This window comes from Shewanella halifaxensis HAW-EB4 (assembly GCF_000019185.1).
Lineage (GTDB): Bacteria > Pseudomonadota > Gammaproteobacteria > Enterobacterales > Shewanellaceae > Shewanella > Shewanella halifaxensis.
Window position 1 is genome coordinate 2,098,865 of sequence record NC_010334.1, and the last position, 18,108, is coordinate 2,116,972.

Below are 18,108 nucleotides of genomic sequence, written 5' to 3' on the forward strand. Positions count from 1 at the left end.
ATAATAATTAGAATGGGGAGCTTTTAATAATAGTATTTATTGTTGTGTTAACAGCAATTGGCGTAATACGAGTAATGGTATTCTGAATACTTACTTGAAATTTATATATGTAACAAACTTATAGCTTAAAAATTAAATACCTTAAATAAAAAACGGAATAATGAAAATGAAACAGACTTTGTTAGCAGTAGCACTACTTACATTTGTAACTGCACCTGTGATGGCTAGTGAAACGACTTACGCACTGGGTGCGGGAGTTGCAGATATTGACGGCCTTGAAATGATAGAGTTCAAAGGAAGTGTAGTATCAGACTTTGAAACACTTTGGACAAGTATTGGTGCGACTTATAGTATCGCAGATAATCTAACCTCATATATGGATGGTAATACTTTAGAAGCTAATGCAAAGCTAGGTATTCGTGTTGGAAATGAAGGGTTTGAGTTTCGACCTTACTTAGCTGCAACTATTGGTCGAGCTTCCCTAGATTCGCCATTTGGTGATAGTACTGAAACATTTACATTTTTTGGTTTTGGGGCAGAATTTCAAATTCAGCAGCACTTTGTCATCTCAGCAGAGTATGGTCAAACAAACCAAGATGAATATGAATTTGATACGACTCGCATTAACTTCACTTATAAGTTCTAAATGATAAATTAATAGATAGCAGTTTGATTTTTGGTTTTTATAGGGAAGTTATCTTTCACCTTCTGTAGATTGAAGGCTTAAATAAGTTTTTAATTTCTTTCAACGCTAACTGCTACTTAATTGTTTCTGCCAACCAAAAATATGATGTATGGGGGTACGTATATAGAACCAATAGTTTTGGTCAAATCCTAGTTGCTTATGTGAAGCGTAATGATGATAAAAGGGAGTTCTTATGAAAAAGCTATTTTTAATAATTATTGCGGGACTTATATCTACTGGTTGTACGTTAAATCAAGAACTAGGTCTATTATCCATGACTACAGACTCTATGGAAGAGCGGGAAAAGGTTAGGTTTGTCGCTATCCACTATAGTGTGCTTTTGTCCTGTGATAAAAGCTATGAACATCTACCAAAATTAGCTAATAGGTTTAGAGAGTTAGAAGTGGTAGCCCCTCAAACAGCTTGGGGGTTAAAAGCCTTAGGTGGTGATTTGCCTCCAGCTAAAACTTACATGTTAATTGGTTGCGATAAAGCAAAAACAAATGTAGAACATTGGGTCAAAACTAAAGAATATTATTATCACGGTCAGGGACAATGGGTGGTGTATAAAGACTAGCCTGTTCAAGCTAAAGGCTAAAGAAGTGCATTTAGCTTTAGGCTTTTACCACGTTTTATAGTGTTTACAAATGGAAGTTAAAATGACTCAAGCGAATGATTATGAAATGGTTTTAGTAGAAAGTTATATTGTCAATAACACATCAGGGAAGCATGGGAATATTCATATTCGTCCTGTAGAAGGGAATAAATATACTTCGGAACTTCAAGTGGCATGCTCTAAATCACTAAGTGATCCAAAGTGCTTTCCAGTTGGTACTAAATTTATGCTTCAAGCTAAATTAACTGATAGAGCTAGTGGTGGTAAGTATCTTTACAGTCATCCTCGCTGGAAATATGAGATTGTTAAGTAATGAAGTTTAAAAATGTCATATTTCTTATGTAGAAGGTTTTAATGATTTAGATGGTGGTAAAAATTTCTATGCTTGACCAAATAAAAGAATTCATAAATCCAAGCAAGAATCCTGATTTAAGTCAGGCGCATGAATTTCAGCGTAAACATCTGCCCACACTTTGGCTAATAGGTAAAACAGGAGCTGGTAAGTCCTCGTTTATTCAAGCCGTAACAGGGCATTCGTCTATAGAGGTTGGAAATGGATATGCGCCCTGCACAATGACTGCTGAAGTTTATGAATTCCCGCAAGATAAACCCGTTATGCGTTTCTTAGATACAAGAGGCCTAGGGGAAGCTGACTATAATCCAAATGATGATCTTGAAGAGATTAGTGAGTCAGGTAATTCTTTAGTTGTAGTAATGAAAGTTGATGAGTCTGAACAATCTTCAGTCCTCGAGGCCTTAAAGCAGATTAAGAAGAAAAATAAAATCAAACACCTACTTCTTGTTCATAGTGCAGTGCTACTTTCTGGACATAAAGAGCTAGAACGCCAAATTACCTTTAATGAAAAACAAGTAAAGGGTATCTGGGGTAAGGATTTTGATGCTGTAGCGGTAGATTTTGAAGCTGGTGACGGTTCCGTTTATAACTATGACGCCTTAATTGAAAAATTGACAAAAATACTCCCAGTTATCGGAATGATGATAGAAGACAAAGAGCGCTCAACAATTGAAGAAGAGAACTTTGATAAAGTTGAAAATGAAGTGCTTTGGTATGCTGGTAGTGCTTCAGCAAGTGATCTTATTCCCGCGGTTGGATTAGTTTCTGTTCCTGCAATTCAGGCCAAAATGTTGCACAGTTTAGCTAATCAATATGGTGTTGAGTGGAGTACCAGAACTTTCAGCGAATTAATTGGTACGCTTGGTAGCAGTTTTGCATTGCAGTACGGAGTGAAATTAGGTGCTAGGCAGTTAGTTAAGTTTGTTCCTGGATACGGGCAAACAGTTGGTGCTGTGACTGCCGCTGGAGTTAGTTTTGGTACAACTTATGGCTTAGGCAGAGCTGCATGTTTTTACTTTTACCATAAGAGTAAAGGTGAAACTGTTTCAAAGGAAGGCATGCAAAGTTTGTATAAAGACTCTTTTTACAAAGGTAAGGCAGCATCGGGATATGAATAAAATTATGAGGTTATATCGCTTACTTTCTGATTTATCAGGCGGTCGTTGGGGAATCGTCTTAATTTCAACCATATTACCAATATTAATTATGATGGGTTTTGGTCTCGCATTAGCGATTAAGCATGGTTATATAGTGGAGCTATCTTTTTCAATTGCGATCAGCACATTGGTAGTTACTATTCCACTATACACATTAAGTTTTCTAACGAAAAAACCTCAAGTAATAGCTGTAGATGTTGAGTTAGAAGATGGACTGGTAAAGGCTTCAAGTGACTGGTCAGCAATGGAGACTGATATCTGGGGGCACTCAAAAGCTCATGTGCGCAAGTTACTACAGGAAAACAGTGAGTGGACCAGCCTTGATAAGGCTGGGGTGGAAGTCCTTGAACATATTGCTGATAAGTATGGCAAAAAGAGTCTGGACTTTTCAATTCCGGAAGGTTTGAAGTTATTTGAAGAAGTTAGCCGTCGTTACAATATTGTGGTGAAGGAAAATATACCAGGTATCGACTACTTGAAGCTCTCTTATATTAAAGGCGGCTATGAGGCTTATGATAAATATGGTGAACTAGGTCAAAAGATCGTTAAAGGTGCTCTCTGGGCGAATCATGCTAAAAATTTATATTTCAACCCTTTGATAGCTGTCTCAGATTTGAGTAAACAACACGTCACGTCCTCAATGACTAAGGGCATGTTAGATGATATGCAGTTAAAAGCCAAAGAAGCTTTATTAGATGAGATCGCTGCTGTAGCAATAGATTTATATAGTGGCCGCTTTAGTTTAGAAAAAGAGGATATACAAGCTTCTAATGCATCGATATCAGATGAACAACGTAGTGCAATACCTCTTGAGCCAATTCGAATTGTAGCAGTCGGTCAAACAAATGCAGGCAAGTCATCAATTATAAATGTTTTGAATAAGGAACTTGTCGCAGAAGTAGATATTTTGCCATCGACAGATACATCTACAGTCTACAGTGCGAGAGTTAATGATACAGAAGTTAGGGTGGTTGATGTAAAAGGCTTAGATGGAAATAAGCAAACTGAAAGTCAGATGCTTGAAGAGATGGTACAAGCGGACTTAATTCTATGGGCATTAAAGGCGAATCAATCTTCTCGCGACTTAGATAAGCAGTTGAAAGATAAGTTTGAGCTTTTCTATGCTGACTGCAAGAATATTTCACGTAAAAAGCCGACTGTAATATCGATTGTTAATCAAGTTGATAAATTGAAACCAGTTTCTGATTGGCATCCACCATATAATTTAGACAATCCTGAATCAGCAAAGGCTAGAGTTATCGCTCAAGCAGTTTCTTATAATCAGCAGCTTTTCAATTTCGACATTATTTTACCCCTCTCTATTTCAACCGATAAACAGCATTATGGTGTTGAATTACTTAAGCGAACCCTGACTCAACAAATAGGGGAAGCTAATAATGTTCAACGAAATAGACAGCGTGTCGAAGCAATAGATAGAGGTGTGTCGCTAAAAAAACAATTAGGGCGAGCAATCAATGCGAGTAAGAAAGTAGCACCAAATGCTCTAAAGCTTGCAACACCTAAATTGAAAGAGTTGGCAATTAAGAGAGTGTTTAAAAATATACGATGACATAGAGTTATCTAAATTTGAGATTGAAGTATAAATGACAAATATAGAGTTTTTAGATGCAGTAATGCATGGCGATGCAGCGATTGTAGCAAGCGCTATTGAAACCACGCCTGAATTGGTTAATTGCACTTGTGATGAGGGCAACCATAGCGCTTTTGAAATCGCATTAAATGCAGGGTTCTCGAAAGTGGCAAGCACGTTGATGAATACTGTAGGTTTTGACATAAATCACTCAGGTCATAACCCTCTTCGACTCACGATAGATCTTGGTTTCATTGAGCTTGCTAAAAGTTTATTAGAGAAAGGTGCCAACCCGAATTACCGACCAACTCAAATGAGTAGTGCATTATTGTTATGTCTTGAAAATGAATATTTTGATGTCGCAGAACTAATGGTTGAGAAAGGCGCTGAAGTTGATATTCGTAATGAACAAGGTTGGACGCCACTCATTTGGGCTGCGATTAAAGGACGTAAACCTGCCGTTGAGTTTTTGTTAGCTCATAGGGCCAATTTAAATGTTTGCAACAATGATGGCTGGAATGCAATTACAGGGGCTTATTTTAAAAAACGCACCGATATAGTCAGCATTTTAAAAGACAAAGGGGCGGTGTTCAGTGCTAAGTATTCAGAAGTTGCACTGTTATCGGCTTATCAAAATGGCTATTTAGATATAGTTAATAGTCTGCTCGATAGCGGCGTAAGCCCAAGTGTGAGCGATGATGAAGGTAATTCGTTACTGGTTTTAGCAACTCAGAATGGTGATTTAGAGTTAGTTAAAAAACTACTTGCTAATGGTGCAGATGTTAATGCGACTTCGGAACATGATAATCCAGTATTATGTATAGCGTTAAAACAAAGACATGAACTTATTGCTATGGAACTGATAAGGGCTGGTTCGTACATAAATCAAACTGACATTAACGGCAGTACGCCGCTTATGATTGCTTCTTATGTAGGTTATATGGAAGTTTGTCAGGTCCTTATTGAAAGGAATGCAGCATTGAATTCACTTAGCAAAGAAAGCTATACCCCTATTATGTTTGCTGCAGAGCAAGGGTATTTGGAAGTAGTTGAACTATTAGTTGAAGCTGGGGCAAATATTAACCTTAAAAATAACTTAGGACGAAGAGCTAAGAAGCTTGCAGACCTCAGAGAGCACTACTTAATTAGAAATTATCTAAATGAGCACGGTGGTCGTGACTAGTCATGAATAGCTCTGTTGTTTTTGATGCGGTTCGTCGTGGATATAGTGAGTTTGAGGGGGCCTCAAACTCGGAGATTATCGCGTATTTTGACACTGTTGAACCCGATGTCATCTCGGGCCACATCAACAATATTAAAGGTATAGTCTTCGAACAAGAAGTTGTTGCAGCCTTAAATGAACAAAGCTTAGATGCGATGATGTTTGAGGCTACCAACCATGCCGTAACAGATATTGCCATTATGAGTGATGGTGACATTGCTGCAGAAATGCAGCTTAAAGCAACAGATAGCGTTAGTTATATAAATCAAACATTGGCTGAGCACCCTGATATCTCGATTATCGTCACATCGGAAGTCGCGAATAGCATCGATAGCACTATGGTGATTGATTCAGGCATTCGAAATGCTGATTTAAATCAATCTGTAACGGAAACAATTGCTCAAACGCAGTTAGCAGATCTCACAGTCCAAACTGCTGCGAATGAAGCGACTTTAGATGGTGCAGATATTACAGCTAGCATTGGTAGCGACGTTGCTGGCAACGTCGCAAGTGAAGGGCTGGCAGAGGCTGTTGCAGATTTTGCGTTGCCGATTAGCCCTATTGGCATTGTAGGGGCTCTATTTGGCCTCCCTTTCTTATAAGAATATAAAAATGGCGCAAATTTATCCGTCGCTAGAAAATATTGAACGTTTAAAAGTTAAGCCAACGGAAGGTGAATATCATTTGATTAACTATCTAAATAGACATTTAGATGACAGTTATGAGGTGTTTTTTAATCCATTTCTCGATGGTGATAGGCCTGATTTTATCGTTCTAAAGGAGCATGCTGGCACGTTTATTATTGAGGTGAAGGATTATGATTTAGCCCATTATCATGTTGATGAATATAATAAGTGGTACGTAGATAAAGGGCGTGGGATATCTCTTATTGCCTCACCTCAATCGCAAGCGTTTCGCTATAAAAAGAACTTGTATAACCTACATTTGCCTGTTCTAGGCCTATCTAATCTTGTAAATAGTAACTTCTATAAATTTGTGACGCCTTTAGTTTATTTACACCGTGCAGATAAATTTAAAATAGATAAGTTTTATAGGGAAGCAGAAGATACTTTGAGGAAGCAAGTGTCTAAATTGAACTACGATTTGAAATGCAAGGTTGTTAGTTATGATGATTACAATCGAAAAGCTGATTCCATAAAGAGGCGTTCAGATAAGTTACGACGAGACAAATTAATGGTTGTGGGGAACGATAAGTTAGATGTATTGATAAAGAAGGTTAAGAATAACTCCCCTCATACTTTGTTTGATGAACGTGTCTATCAAGACTTTAAAAGAAGATTGTTGCCCTGTGAGCATGTTTTGAAGCAAGGTAAATATATTGGGCTGGATAAGAAACAAACAGCGTTAACTCTTAGTCAGGAAGGTTGCAGCAAAGTCAAAGGAGTTGCTGGCTGTGGTAAAACGACCATTATCGCAAGTCGTGCCGCAAACGCCTTTAAAAGGCATCATGAGAATGTGCTAATTATCACATTCAACATCACATTAAAGAACTTGATTAAAGATAAGATCAGTGATGTGTTAGGTTACAGGGATGAATACAATTTTGCTGTTACCAATTACCACCAGTTTTATAACTCACAGGTAAATGTAATTGGCCAAGACCTTTGTAATTTAATTTTTATCCATGGATTAGAAGGGTTATATAAGCATGATTGTTTTCAAGGGGAGCAAGTTGCTAAATATAACACTATTTTAATTGATGAGGTCCAAGACTTCGAGAGTGAGTGGGTAAAAATCATCCGTGATAATTTTCTAGAATATAGTGGTGAAATGGTGCTTTTTGGTGATGAATCTCAAAATATTTATGAAAGAGACAATCAAAGAGCAGCTGTTATTGCACAGGGGTTCGGCCGCTGGATAAAGTTAAAGCGTTCATATAGAACAGAACAGGATTCTCCTCTTAATCAGGTGTTTAAAGATTTTCAGGAACAATACCTAGTTGAAAAGTATTCCGACACTGATGTACTTGAATTTACACCTGTGCAGATGGGAATGAGCTTTAATATCATGGACTATGAAGCAGTTGGTAAAGATTGGATTGACACTTCATTTTATATTATAAAAAGGCACATTCAAGCCAATCAGTTAAACCCAAATGATGTCGTCATCTTGTCTTCAAATATTTTCTTAGTCAGATGGCTAAATGAACGGTTTATTCAAGAAGAAAAAACTCATTGTATGTTTGAAACATATGAAGAGTTAACTTCCATGCTGCCGTTTGAACACCGTCTACTTCCAATAGCTTTGAAGTGCGGTGACTCTATAGTACGTTTGAATGCTCTAAAAAAACTAACGGAAAAAGAACTGTCTAAATTAATTAGAGATATTGAATTAAAAGAAACTATTGATAGCGCTCGTAGGGCCAAGAAAAACCACTTTTATGCTAATAGTGGTTTAATTAAGCTATCAACAGTACATAGCTATAAAGGCCTTGAGTCGAAAACAGTATTTTATCTTATGGATGACGATGATATACCTGAAATAGTGTATACATCTATCACTCGTTCTACTGAAAACTTAGTTATTTTAGATAAAAGCGACAAAAATCAGTTTTCAGATTTTTTTAGGAATGCAGCAAAAGCAATGAGTACCTCAGGCGAATTATTATTACAGTGAATGAAGACCAATTAGACCAATAGTCTCTAGCGAGGCTTCCTTGCTAGAGACCTTTTAAAATTACTATGTCATTGCCCAGAAGCTTTAGTGCGTGAGCGTAACCGCCAGATAGTGTTAAAGCTAAGACTCTTCAGCTAGGTAGATACTCCAGACATTGACCTATGTGCAGTGCTGTTACTCATAAATATTTTAGAGCGGTGCGGGTGTTTAAGAATAAATTGACACATTACTTGAGATGGCTTGTAAAACGGCATGTGTCCTTCTTTGGACATGATCTTCAGTTTCCCCCGGTTGACCAGAAAACCAATGAGTTTCTTTCGTGGCTTAAACATCTAACTGAGTTGAGAGAAGCTTGGTATAGCTCTCTCTCGAAGCAGTTTTGCATACCTGCGCTAGTCACTTAAGCTATATCAATAACCAAGGTATTATTTACCAGCTGTGATAGTTTTCGAGTAGCCTCTTTAGAATGTCTTTCTGCATATCATCGAGTTGCATGCACATGTCGCCAAACTGAGGGTAGCGGAAACCGCTAGCAAGCTCATACCGCTCATACTTGTTAGAAAGGTCTATTTTTGTGAATTCAAGGGATTCACCTATAGCTGCAAGGCTTTGTGACATCATTAGCTCCGTTGTGTCTCGCGTGTTGTAGCAGCTTGCTAAGGAGTAGCTCAAAAGCTTGTCTGCATTGCCTTTGCTGCCAAATATGAGCTTTCTAATATCAATGTCGATTTCATAAATGTCTTGAACTTGGTTAAGGTTTTTTCGGTGTGGGTGTGGGGCGAGGGTGTAGCCACGATCTAAATAAATCAGGCAGTCTTTGACGGCATTTAAAAACTTAACTTGTTTAGGGGAGTCTTCTCTAACAGGTAAAAGTCGGTCTATTAGCAGGCTTGTCAGGTTTTCTTCAGTATTCTTTATATCTGGGATCGCGACTCTTGTATATTTAGTTGTTCCTGCTTCAACCCACCAAAAACCAGTGTAGCTATTGTCATTAGAGTAAAGGCCAAACTCTGTATGCTCAATCCCAAACGTTGACTTTACAAGCTGAGGCAGTGCTTCGTTGAAGCTTTGCACGTTATGAATACCGTTACCCCAACAAATGCATTTCATGGCCTCTGCGTGGCTTAGGGATTGTTCCTTTTCAAGTTCTTTTGCATTGTCCTTTGCTTGCTCAATCGTTAAGCCCGTTGGAAAAATGAGTACATTCTCAACTAAAGAAAACTTAGTTAAGTGGTGCGTATCTTCAAGTCGACCCTCAGCATAAGGGGGCGTTATTGCAGTGTTAATCTTGTTGTTCATATTAGGTTCCTGACACTTGCAATCGTCACTTGTAGTCGTCACTTACAAATCGATTTGGGCAAGCGTAAAAGTCACTGCCGCATATATAGTGATGACGGCAGAATAGTTAATAAGTAAAAGTGTTTGTTGTTTAGGCTCAATAGAGCCTCGGTCACTGACCGTCGTTATGTACGATTTGCCTTATCTACACCGATGCAAAATGCTATTGATGCTTGTCTAATAACCTAATTTTTTGTCTGTGTTGCTTAACCTAGAGAAAGCCTAGAGTGCCTAAGAAAGCGAGCCTAATGGCTCGCTAGTTGTTGCTATAAACTGTCCTCTAACTTTTGTGTCCAATGTTGTTCAGCGATGTCGAAGTAAATTTCTGGTGGCAATCCAAAAATAGCTTCGAATTCGTCATCAAATAAGCCGCAGAAGCTTTGAATTTCCTCTTTGAGCAGCAGTAACACCATGTACATATCCAAATCTTCCAGATACTGACTATCAAGCTCTGGATGCTCTTCTTGTATCGATTTACTGATACTCATGCCTAAAATCCCCCTGCAGAATCTCTATGTTGATAGATGTAACGACTAAAACTTAATTCGATATCATCGTCTTGTGTTACTTGGTGGCCAGCCAGTAACAAAACGGTGCTATGGTCGCGCCAGGGCGACTTGGATTGCCTTTGATACTCTCTGATAAAAGGTGACTTTTTATCGCTAATAGTGGCTCCTAATTGACTAATGATTTGTCCTCATCAGTAGTTAGGATTGCCACATGCGAATTATTGAAGTGTTGGCGAAAAAAAGTTATTACCCGTTCTTGCTCCATTGGTGGTATTTGCTTTCTGGTTAAGCTCTTCCTGAGTGAGAACTCTAAGAAATTCACCTCAGTTTCCAATGTATATTGGTCTCGGTCAGCGTACCGCAACTCTTCTGTAAGGCTGTTCGATACCTCATTAAGTAAGCTTACTAGTGCGTTTAGCTGACTCACAAAACTCGCTTGCATCTATGTTCTCCTGTTGTCTTTATTGTTCAACAACTAGGTAAGAAGTAGAAATGCGAGTTTTGGTGAGTTGGCGGTAAAATAATGAAAATATTTTCACTGCATATTAGAGCTCATTACATGTGGTCGATATAAGTGCTCACGAAGTGGATGAGGATGTGACTTTCTAATGGGTCATCAATCTCAGCCCAAATTCCTTTTTGAACGTCGAAGTAGAGTTTTTGGTACTCTTCATAAAAATCCAATTCGTCCGAATCTTCTTCAGTTTGTAGTTGCTCGATGAGGTTAGAAAGAACAGTCAGAGCATTATTTAACTTCTTTTTCTTCTGCGTCAGAATTTGGCAGCTTTCGTCCAAATTAATGTCTTCGTTATCTAACTCTTCTGTTGTCGGCTTTAGCTTGTTCATTGTTTACTCCATTTGACTAAGTAAATGAGAGTCGATTGACTCACTTGTTTGTAACAATGAATAGGTAGTTTCGAGGATGGCAAACTATGTACTTTTGAGTGGGAAATTCCCCAAGGATTCCCCAACGCAGTTTTTAATCGTCTGAATTTATTCGTCTTTACCTTAGCGTTATTGGGTCTATTTTTTGTGCTGATTGAGTGCTATGCTATTGATATCAATGGGTTTAATGGTTTGTGTTTGTATGTATGGGCAACATTTGTCGCTCTCCTTCGGCTGAGGCGATGTTTAGATTAAAAGCACGAGCAGCCCAGTTAGACATTGAGATAGATTCGGCTGGGACGATTGCTTATCACCAAGGGCATTCACCGGATAAGCGCTCTATCGCTGCCGGTGTTAAGCGAGGGTTGAGCTTTGATGGCATGAGAGCTAGGCAGGTTGAGCAAACTGACTTTGTCGATTTTGATTTGATATTAGCGGCAGATGAGCAAAACTTGCAGGACTTAAAGCGTATATGCCCTAAGCTATATCAGTCTAAGCTGGTGCTTATTTTAGACTTCTGCGATTTCGCATCTAATGCAGCAATTTATACTGAGGTGCCAGACCCATATTATGGGGAGGGTGATGGTTTTGAGTTGGTGCTAGATCTGCTCGATAATAGCTGCGAGCAACTGGTAAAACGTATTCAAATTAAATAGCAGCACTTAGCAGGTGTAGACTAGTTTCTACTAGATGTGCGGACTTTAGTTTTAGATTAAATTGATAGCTTAGATTTCTTTCATATAAATTCGCGTGACAAAAGCGTAGGATCCAGTGTTGTGAACTCGACCTTCTTAACTAGATGGATATCTATGTCTACGACCATGGAACAAGCTGATACTCGTGCATTATTAATCTCAATTCGCACTCCTAATACAAAAATAGAGGATATTGATAGATCGTTAGAGGAGTTGGGACGTTTAGTCAGCACGCTTGGTTTTACTGTTTTTGCAACGCAAACTCAGAAGCAGAGTTCGACTCAGCGTTTATCGGTGCTAGGCGCGGGCAAGCTCGAAGAGTTGGCCAGAATGACAAAGGAACTTGATGATGTTGAACAAAGAGACTCTTTAGCGAACATTGATGAGCAAGAATTGAACGAATTTTTAATCGAATCTAAGACTCAGCTACATGCCAATGTTGTTGTGTTTGATTGTGAACTCAGTCCAATGCAGTTGCGTAATGTTGAGAATGTATTAGGCGTTGAAGTATTTGATCGAACTGGCATTATTATTGAAATTTTTAGCCGTCATGCCAATACACGAACGGCGCGGTTACAGGTTGAGCTAGCACGATTAAATTATTTAACCCCAAGGCTACGCAGTGATCATGGAGGAGACCGTGAACGTCAAAGTGGTCGAGGTGTTGGGGAGAGTTTGTTTGCTACCGAGCGTCGTAAAATTCGCGATAAGCAAGCCGAACTAAGGCGTGAACTTAAAAAAGTTCAAGAAGTGATGCAAGAGCAACGAAGCAGTCGTATCGAAACGCCTTGTGTCGCTTTAGTTGGGTATACCAATGCTGGAAAATCATCCTTGATGCGTGCTTTGACAGGCTCTGATGTATTGGTAGAAGACAAGTTATTTGCTACTTTAGATACCACTGTACGTGCCCTATCACCAGATACTCAACCTCGAATACTCATTTCAGATACGGTTGGGTTTATAAATAAATTACCACACGATTTAATCGCTTCATTCCACTCCACATTAGAGGAAGCGAAAGGCGCGACATTACTTTTGTATGTTGTCGATGCGAGTGATAAAGATTTTAGAACACAGTTAAAGGTCGTTGATGCTGCATTGCCGCAGTCACACCTTAATAGTAACAATCGCCTGTTACTGCTTAATAAAGTAGATTGTTTAACGCCAATAGAGCGACAAGCATTAAGCTGCGAGTTTCCTAATGCGTTGCAGATCTCCACACGTAATGATGATGACATAAGTTTAGTGCATCAAGCCATTCAAGATGTTATTGCAGAGCAGATGTGTACTGCCTGTTTTAATATCCCTTATACCGCTAGCGGTATTATGGGAGAGATCCACGGTAAGATGCAGGTGATAGAAGAGGAGTACCATGAAAATGGTATGAGGATAACGCTGAAAGCCAGCGCTGCCTCGCTAGAGCGGTTAAATAAAATGCTACAACAACAGTAGTAGAGACATTAGACAATAAAAAAGCACTCGTTGAGTGCTTTTTTATTTAATGGAATGAGTATTAGCTTAAGCGCTTACCTGAGCGCTTTAAACGCTCTTGTTCACGTTTTGCTTCTTCTTTCGCTTCTTTCTCTGCTAATAGTTTAGCCACTTCAGCTTTCTCGATTTCGGCCATTGCAGGTGTTTCAAGTGATAACTGGCCGATTCTGCCTGCTCGGAAATCATGTAGCAGCACCTCTGAAGCTTTGTGAAGATCGATTCTTCCACCTGGGCGCAGTGCGCCGCGATTACGGCCAATTGCTTCTAATAGCTCAATGTCGGTATCTGGCATCTGCTTGATCTTATAACGCTCGGCAATCGCTTCTGGATAAGCTTGAAGGAAGTATTCTGCAGCAAACATGGCTACGTCTTCATACTCCATCGCGGTGTCTTTAATCGCACCTGTTACTGCGAGACGATAGCTGCTTTTTTCGTTATCGACTTTAGGCCACAAAATGCCAGGGGTGTCAGATAGCACGATACCGTTTCGAAGATTGATGCGTTGCTGAGTTTTGGTAACGGCTGGCTCGTTACCGGTTTTAGCGATCATTCTTCCTGCTAATGTATTGATAATGGTAGATTTACCTACGTTAGGGATCCCCATGATCATGGTACGAATATCTTTTTCGATTTTGTCACGGTTAGGGACAAATTTACGGCATAAGTCTGGAATTTTCTTAACTTGTGATGCTTGCAATGTCGTAATGGCCATTGCTTTTACACCTTGCTCTCGCTCTAGGTATTCAATCCACTGCTGGGTGGTCTCAGGATCGGCTAAGTCAGATTTATTGAGTAATTTAATACAGGGTTTATCACCACGCAGTGTTTGCACCATTGGGTTTTCACTACTATAAGGGATCCTTGCATCAAGCACTTCTATCACCAAATCGACTTGAGGCATAACCTCTTCGATCTCTTTTCGTGCCTTGTGCATGTGTCCTGGATACCACTGAATTGCCATGTGTGCGCTCTACTATCAAATTACATAATTGCGGGGATTTTACCTCGTTACGCTTAAGTTTAACAAACAAAAAGCGCCTTTAGGCGCTTATTGGGCTCTTATTGCGTGCGAATGGGACTAAATTACCCCTAATTCACGTAGACGCTCCATCAGATAACTATCAGCGGTGTACTTCTCAGACAATTTAACTTGTGGATTTGGATGTAAGAATAGTGGCAATGAGATCCGCGACTTTGTTATATCCATCCCTTGAGGATTGATGACTCTGTGGCTTGTCGATGGAAAATAGCCTCCCGATGCTTCTTGAAGCATATCGCCAATGTTAATGATTAAATTACCAAAATCGCTCGGTACATCAATCCACTCACCATCTTTTAGCTGTACTTGCAGTCCAGGTTCATTGGCGGCAGGAAGTACGGTAATTAAGTTGATATCTTCATGAGCTGCGGCTCGAATAGCACCGGGCTCTTCGTTACCCGACATTGGAGGGTAGTGCAGTACACGTAATAGTGTTTTCTGACTATTCTCTATCATCTTTGGTAGTGCAATCGAAAACTGCTGTTTCACCTCTGCTGGCGAATGTTGCTCTACCCACTCTAATAGCTCTGATGCTAGCGCATTAGCATTAGTATAATATTTGAGAATATTGTCCTTTAGAGAGTCTGGAATGCGCCCCCAAGGGTAGATATGAAAATACTCTTTAATATCTTTTACGCTGTGACCTTTGGCTGTTTCAGATATTTCGGCTGGGAAAAAACCGTCTTGTGTTTGAGGATTAAAGAGAAATGCTCGCTTTTCTGCAGTGTTAAAAAATGCGTGCCATTCTTGATAGATGCTCTCAACCAGATCTTTATCGATAGGGTGGTTAGTTAACACACCAAAACCGGTTTCTTTTAGTGAGGATACAAATCTCTCTGCTGCATCGCTTGCTTGGTAATCTATTGTTTTTAATCTCATTTTGATTCTTCTTATTATTAAACCCAAGGCAAGTGTAACGAGGACAAATTCGCGATGCAAACCAATGTGACGTAGATCACGCTGATGATTGTTTAGCTATTAAAATAATGCAGGCTAGACTCTCGATAAACCTAAAAAGGGTTAGCTAGTTAGTAATCAACAAGGGCTGAGGAAATTTATTTTTTAAAAGTGGCGATTTTTTACGTTACTTTTGGTTATCGCCCTTAATTTATGCCACTTAAATTAGGGGCTAAAATTATCGTGCTTGACGATAGTCAGGATCACTATCCGTGAGGAGGTGATAATTTATTATGATAAGTTTGCTAACCAACTTGAAAGCTTTTGCTAATCTGTAGGGTCTATTGACTGTTGACCCAGAACATAAGAGGCCAATGAGGGATATTGGCAATGAGGCTAGATAGAGATGTATATATGCGTAAATTAACAGAACTTGAAAAGCATGTAATAGAGCAAAAGGGGACCGAGCGACCATTTAGCGGTGAGTATTACCAACATGATGCACCGGGAGTATATTGCTGTAAAAAGTGCGATGCGCCCTTATATCGCTCGGAAAGTAAGTTTAACGCCCATTGTGGCTGGCCAGCCTTTGATGATGAGATTGAAGGGGCGGTAAAGCGCAATATTGATGCAGACGGAATGCGAGTCGAAATTGTTTGCGCCCAGTGTGATGCTCATTTAGGTCATGTGTTTGAAGGGGAGATGTTGACGGCTAAAAATATCAGACACTGCGTCAATTCGGTCTCAATGGCTTTTAAATCAGCAGATGAACTTATAGATAAGTCCTCTGGTACAGAGTTAGCCACTTTTGGCGGAGGCTGCTTTTGGTGCATAGAGGCTGTATTTTCAGCGATTAAGGGCGTAAGTAAAGTGACTTCTGGTTATGCGGGAGGCACTGCTGATGATGCGAATTACAAAGCCGTGTGCAGCGGACAAACCGGTCATGCTGAGGTGGTACAGATTGAATTTGATCCTAAAGAGGTCAGTTTTGAGCGCTTGCTTGAGGTATTTTGGCAAAGCCACGATCCTACAAGCTTAAATCGACAAGGTAACGATGTTGGTCCCCAATACCGTTCGGTGATCTTTATTCATGACGAGTCTCAAGCTCAAGTCGCAAATAATATGATTGAGGACTTAACTAGAGTTGCAGCATGGCCTAATCCAATCGTGACTCAAGTTGTAGCTTACAACGGGTTTTTCGCTGCTGAAAATTACCATAACGATTATTTTGAATTAAATGGTGAGCAGCCATATTGTCAGATGGTCATAAAACCTAAGGTAGATAAAGTAAAAGCCTTGTTCGCGGATAGATTGAAGAAATAAAAAGTTGAGCTAATAAAAAAGACGGGCAATGCCCGTCTTTTTCGTTTTTATCGCTTATGCTATTTGCGATTAGTCTGAATCGATTTACGAGTCGAGCTTATCGTCAGCCACTTTATAGTGGGGATCTTCAATCAAGTTTACCTCAACTAAATCACCGGCCTTATCAAGCAGCTTCTTACAGTCACGGCTTAAATGGCGTAAGTGCAAACGTTTACCAGCCCCGACATATCGCTCGGCTAGAGTATCGATAGCATCGAGGGCTGAGTGATCACACACTCGTGAGTTTTGGAAATCGACGATAACATCCTGTGGATCGGTTTTAGCGTGGAATAGCTCTAGGAATTCCGCAACTGAACCAAAGAATAGCGGGCCGTTAAGCTTATATACTTTCCAACCATTTTGATCTTCGCTTACCTCAACGTTGATATGCTTGGCATGTTCCCATGCAAATACCAACGCAGAAACGATAACGCCTACGAATACCGCGAACGCTAAATCGGTAAATACGGTAACAATCGTCACTAGAATAATAACGAAGGCGTCGTGTTTTGGTACTTTGCGCATAACTTTAAAGCTAGCCCACTCAAATGTACCTAAGACCACCATAAACATCACACCGACCAAGGCGGCTAGCGGGATCATTTCGATAAGTGCTGAACCAAACAAAATGAAAGCAAGTAGCGCAACAGCAGCGGTAATACCCGATAAACGTCCACGACCGCCAGAATTAATATTAATCATCGACTGACCAATCATGGCGCAGCCACCCATGGCGCCAAAGAAACCACTAGTGATATTACCAACACCTTGACCAATACACTCTTTGTTGCCGCGGCCACGTGTGCCGGTCATCTCATCAATAACGGTCAGCGTTAGTAATGATTCAATTAGACCTACAGCAGCAAGAATAAGTGAGTAAGGCAAAATGATATATAAGGTCTCTAACGTAAACTCGACAGCAGGAATTGAGAAGGTCGGTAGACTACCTGCAATCGTCGCGTTGTCGTTGCCACTCATGGCTTTAAGAAAGTCGAGAACGGTACGAGTATCTAAGTTCAAGAAGGTAACCAGTAACGTTACCGTCAAAATTGCGGCTAGTGAAGAGGGGATCGCTGTCGTAAGTTTTGGTAAGAACTGAATGATCGCCATGGTTAGCGCGACTAAGCCTAACATGAGTAATAGCTGGTTTTGAGGTAACCAAGTCATCACACCATTTGCATCAGGTGTTTGGAATTGACCCAACTGAGCAAGGAAGATGACAATCGCTAAGCCGTTCACAAATCCTATCATTACAGGGTAGGGAACGATGCGAATAAATTTACCGAGTTTGAAGACACCGGCTGAAACTTGGATAAGACCAGCAAGCACGACGGCGGCAAACAGGTATTGAACTCCATGCTCTGCAACGAGCGCAACCATTACAACGGCCATTGCTCCGGTAGCACCGGAGATCATACCTGGACGGCCACCAATAAGCGCCGTAATAAGACCCATAATGAAAGCTGCATATAAGCCAACCATAGGCTCAACACCTGCAACGAATGCGAATGCAACCGCCTCAGGAACTAATGCAAGGGCAACGGTTAGCCCTGAAAGTAAGTCAGCTCTGTGACTAGCAGTTTTGTGACGAATAAGATCGAACATTCAGCCTCTGTTAAAAGTTTGTTG

General features: G+C 40.0%; 17 protein-coding genes. 11 read left to right on the forward strand and 6 right to left on the reverse strand.

Annotated elements, in window-relative coordinates; translation table 11 throughout:
• Positions 1-166 precede the first annotated feature (166 nt).
• The 8 genes from SHAL_RS09075 to SHAL_RS09110 all read left to right on the forward strand — a co-directional run bounded on the left by SHAL_RS09075 (position 167) and on the right by SHAL_RS09110 (position 8,263).
• Positions 167-646 (forward strand): outer membrane beta-barrel protein, encoded by a 480-nt coding sequence (locus SHAL_RS09075; protein ID WP_041415928.1) that lies wholly within the window; start codon positions 167-169, stop codon positions 644-646.
• Positions 647-878: 232 nt separating this feature from the next.
• On the forward strand, positions 879-1,262 hold the full coding sequence (locus SHAL_RS09080) for a hypothetical protein (RefSeq protein ID WP_012276851.1): 384 nt from the start codon (positions 879-881) through the stop codon (positions 1,260-1,262).
• Positions 1,263-1,344: 82 nt separating this feature from the next.
• Positions 1,345-1,614 (forward strand): hypothetical protein, encoded by a 270-nt coding sequence (locus tag SHAL_RS09085; RefSeq protein WP_223296261.1) that lies wholly within the window; start codon positions 1,345-1,347, stop codon positions 1,612-1,614.
• 50 nt (positions 1,615-1,664) lie between these two features.
• A complete protein-coding gene (locus SHAL_RS09090; protein ID WP_223296262.1) occupies positions 1,665-2,774 on the forward strand; it encodes a YcjF family protein in 1,110 nt (369 codons plus the stop codon).
• Complete coding sequence (locus SHAL_RS09095) at positions 2,767-4,383, forward strand: GTPase family protein (protein WP_012276854.1); 1,617 nt, start codon at positions 2,767-2,769, stop codon at positions 4,381-4,383. The genes SHAL_RS09090 and SHAL_RS09095 overlap by 8 nt, the downstream gene beginning before the upstream one ends.
• Positions 4,384-4,417: 34 nt before the next feature.
• Positions 4,418-5,587 carry an ankyrin repeat domain-containing protein gene (locus tag SHAL_RS09100; protein ID WP_012276855.1) on the forward strand — a complete coding sequence of 390 codons (1,170 nt, stop codon included), beginning with the start codon at positions 4,418-4,420 and terminating at the stop codon, positions 5,585-5,587.
• A gap of 2 nt (positions 5,588-5,589) precedes the next feature.
• Positions 5,590-6,228: a hypothetical protein gene (locus SHAL_RS09105; protein ID WP_012276856.1), complete on the forward strand. Its 639-nt coding sequence runs from the start codon at positions 5,590-5,592 to the stop codon at positions 6,226-6,228.
• 10 nt (positions 6,229-6,238) lie between these two features.
• Positions 6,239-8,263 (forward strand): nuclease-related domain-containing DEAD/DEAH box helicase, encoded by a 2,025-nt coding sequence (locus SHAL_RS09110; RefSeq protein ID WP_012276857.1) that lies wholly within the window; start codon positions 6,239-6,241, stop codon positions 8,261-8,263.
• A 429-nt stretch (positions 8,264-8,692) separates the two neighbouring features.
• On the opposite strand, the gene SHAL_RS09115 is transcribed toward SHAL_RS09110, so the two are convergent.
• From SHAL_RS09115 to SHAL_RS09130, 3 genes are all read right to left on the reverse strand, one after another.
• Positions 8,693-9,562 (reverse strand): hypothetical protein, encoded by an 870-nt coding sequence (locus tag SHAL_RS09115; protein ID WP_012276858.1) that lies wholly within the window; start codon positions 9,560-9,562, stop codon positions 8,693-8,695.
• A 305-nt stretch (positions 9,563-9,867) separates the two neighbouring features.
• Entirely contained in the window at positions 9,868-10,089 is a 222-nt protein-coding gene (locus SHAL_RS23420; RefSeq protein ID WP_012276859.1) for a hypothetical protein, read from the reverse strand.
• Between the two features lie 576 nt (positions 10,090-10,665).
• The gene (locus SHAL_RS09130) at positions 10,666-10,956 is read right to left on the reverse strand and encodes a hypothetical protein (protein WP_012276860.1); all 291 of its coding nucleotides are present in this window, start codon (positions 10,954-10,956) and stop codon (positions 10,666-10,668) included.
• Positions 10,957-11,201: 245 nt separating this feature from the next.
• Here SHAL_RS09130 and SHAL_RS09135 point away from each other — a divergent pair, with 245 nt between their 5' ends.
• Together SHAL_RS09135 and hflX are read left to right on the forward strand one after the other, a co-directional pair.
• Positions 11,202-11,651, forward strand: coding sequence for a low molecular weight protein-tyrosine-phosphatase (locus SHAL_RS09135; protein WP_049763874.1), 450 nt, complete (start codon positions 11,202-11,204; stop codon positions 11,649-11,651).
• 153 nt (positions 11,652-11,804) lie between these two features.
• A complete protein-coding gene (hflX, locus tag SHAL_RS09140; RefSeq protein WP_041415930.1) occupies positions 11,805-13,142 on the forward strand; it encodes a GTPase HflX in 1,338 nt (445 codons plus the stop codon).
• Between the two features lie 61 nt (positions 13,143-13,203).
• On the opposite strand, the gene ylqF is transcribed toward hflX, so the two are convergent.
• The gene (gene ylqF, locus SHAL_RS09145) at positions 13,204-14,142 is read right to left on the reverse strand and encodes a ribosome biogenesis GTPase YlqF (RefSeq protein ID WP_012276863.1); all 939 of its coding nucleotides are present in this window, start codon (positions 14,140-14,142) and stop codon (positions 13,204-13,206) included.
• A gap of 117 nt (positions 14,143-14,259) precedes the next feature.
• The gene (locus SHAL_RS09150) at positions 14,260-15,099 is read right to left on the reverse strand and encodes an isopenicillin N synthase family dioxygenase (RefSeq protein WP_012276864.1); all 840 of its coding nucleotides are present in this window, start codon (positions 15,097-15,099) and stop codon (positions 14,260-14,262) included.
• 432 nt (positions 15,100-15,531) lie between these two features.
• Between SHAL_RS09150 and SHAL_RS09155 the strand changes: the two genes are divergently transcribed.
• Complete coding sequence (locus SHAL_RS09155) at positions 15,532-16,440, forward strand: bifunctional methionine sulfoxide reductase B/A protein (protein ID WP_041415931.1); 909 nt, start codon at positions 15,532-15,534, stop codon at positions 16,438-16,440.
• Positions 16,441-16,524: 84 nt separating this feature from the next.
• On the opposite strand, the gene SHAL_RS09160 is transcribed toward SHAL_RS09155, so the two are convergent.
• Positions 16,525-18,084, reverse strand: a complete 1,560-nt coding sequence (locus tag SHAL_RS09160) for a SulP family inorganic anion transporter (protein ID WP_012276866.1) — start codon at positions 18,082-18,084, stop codon at positions 16,525-16,527.
• Positions 18,085-18,108: the final 24 nt, after the last annotated feature.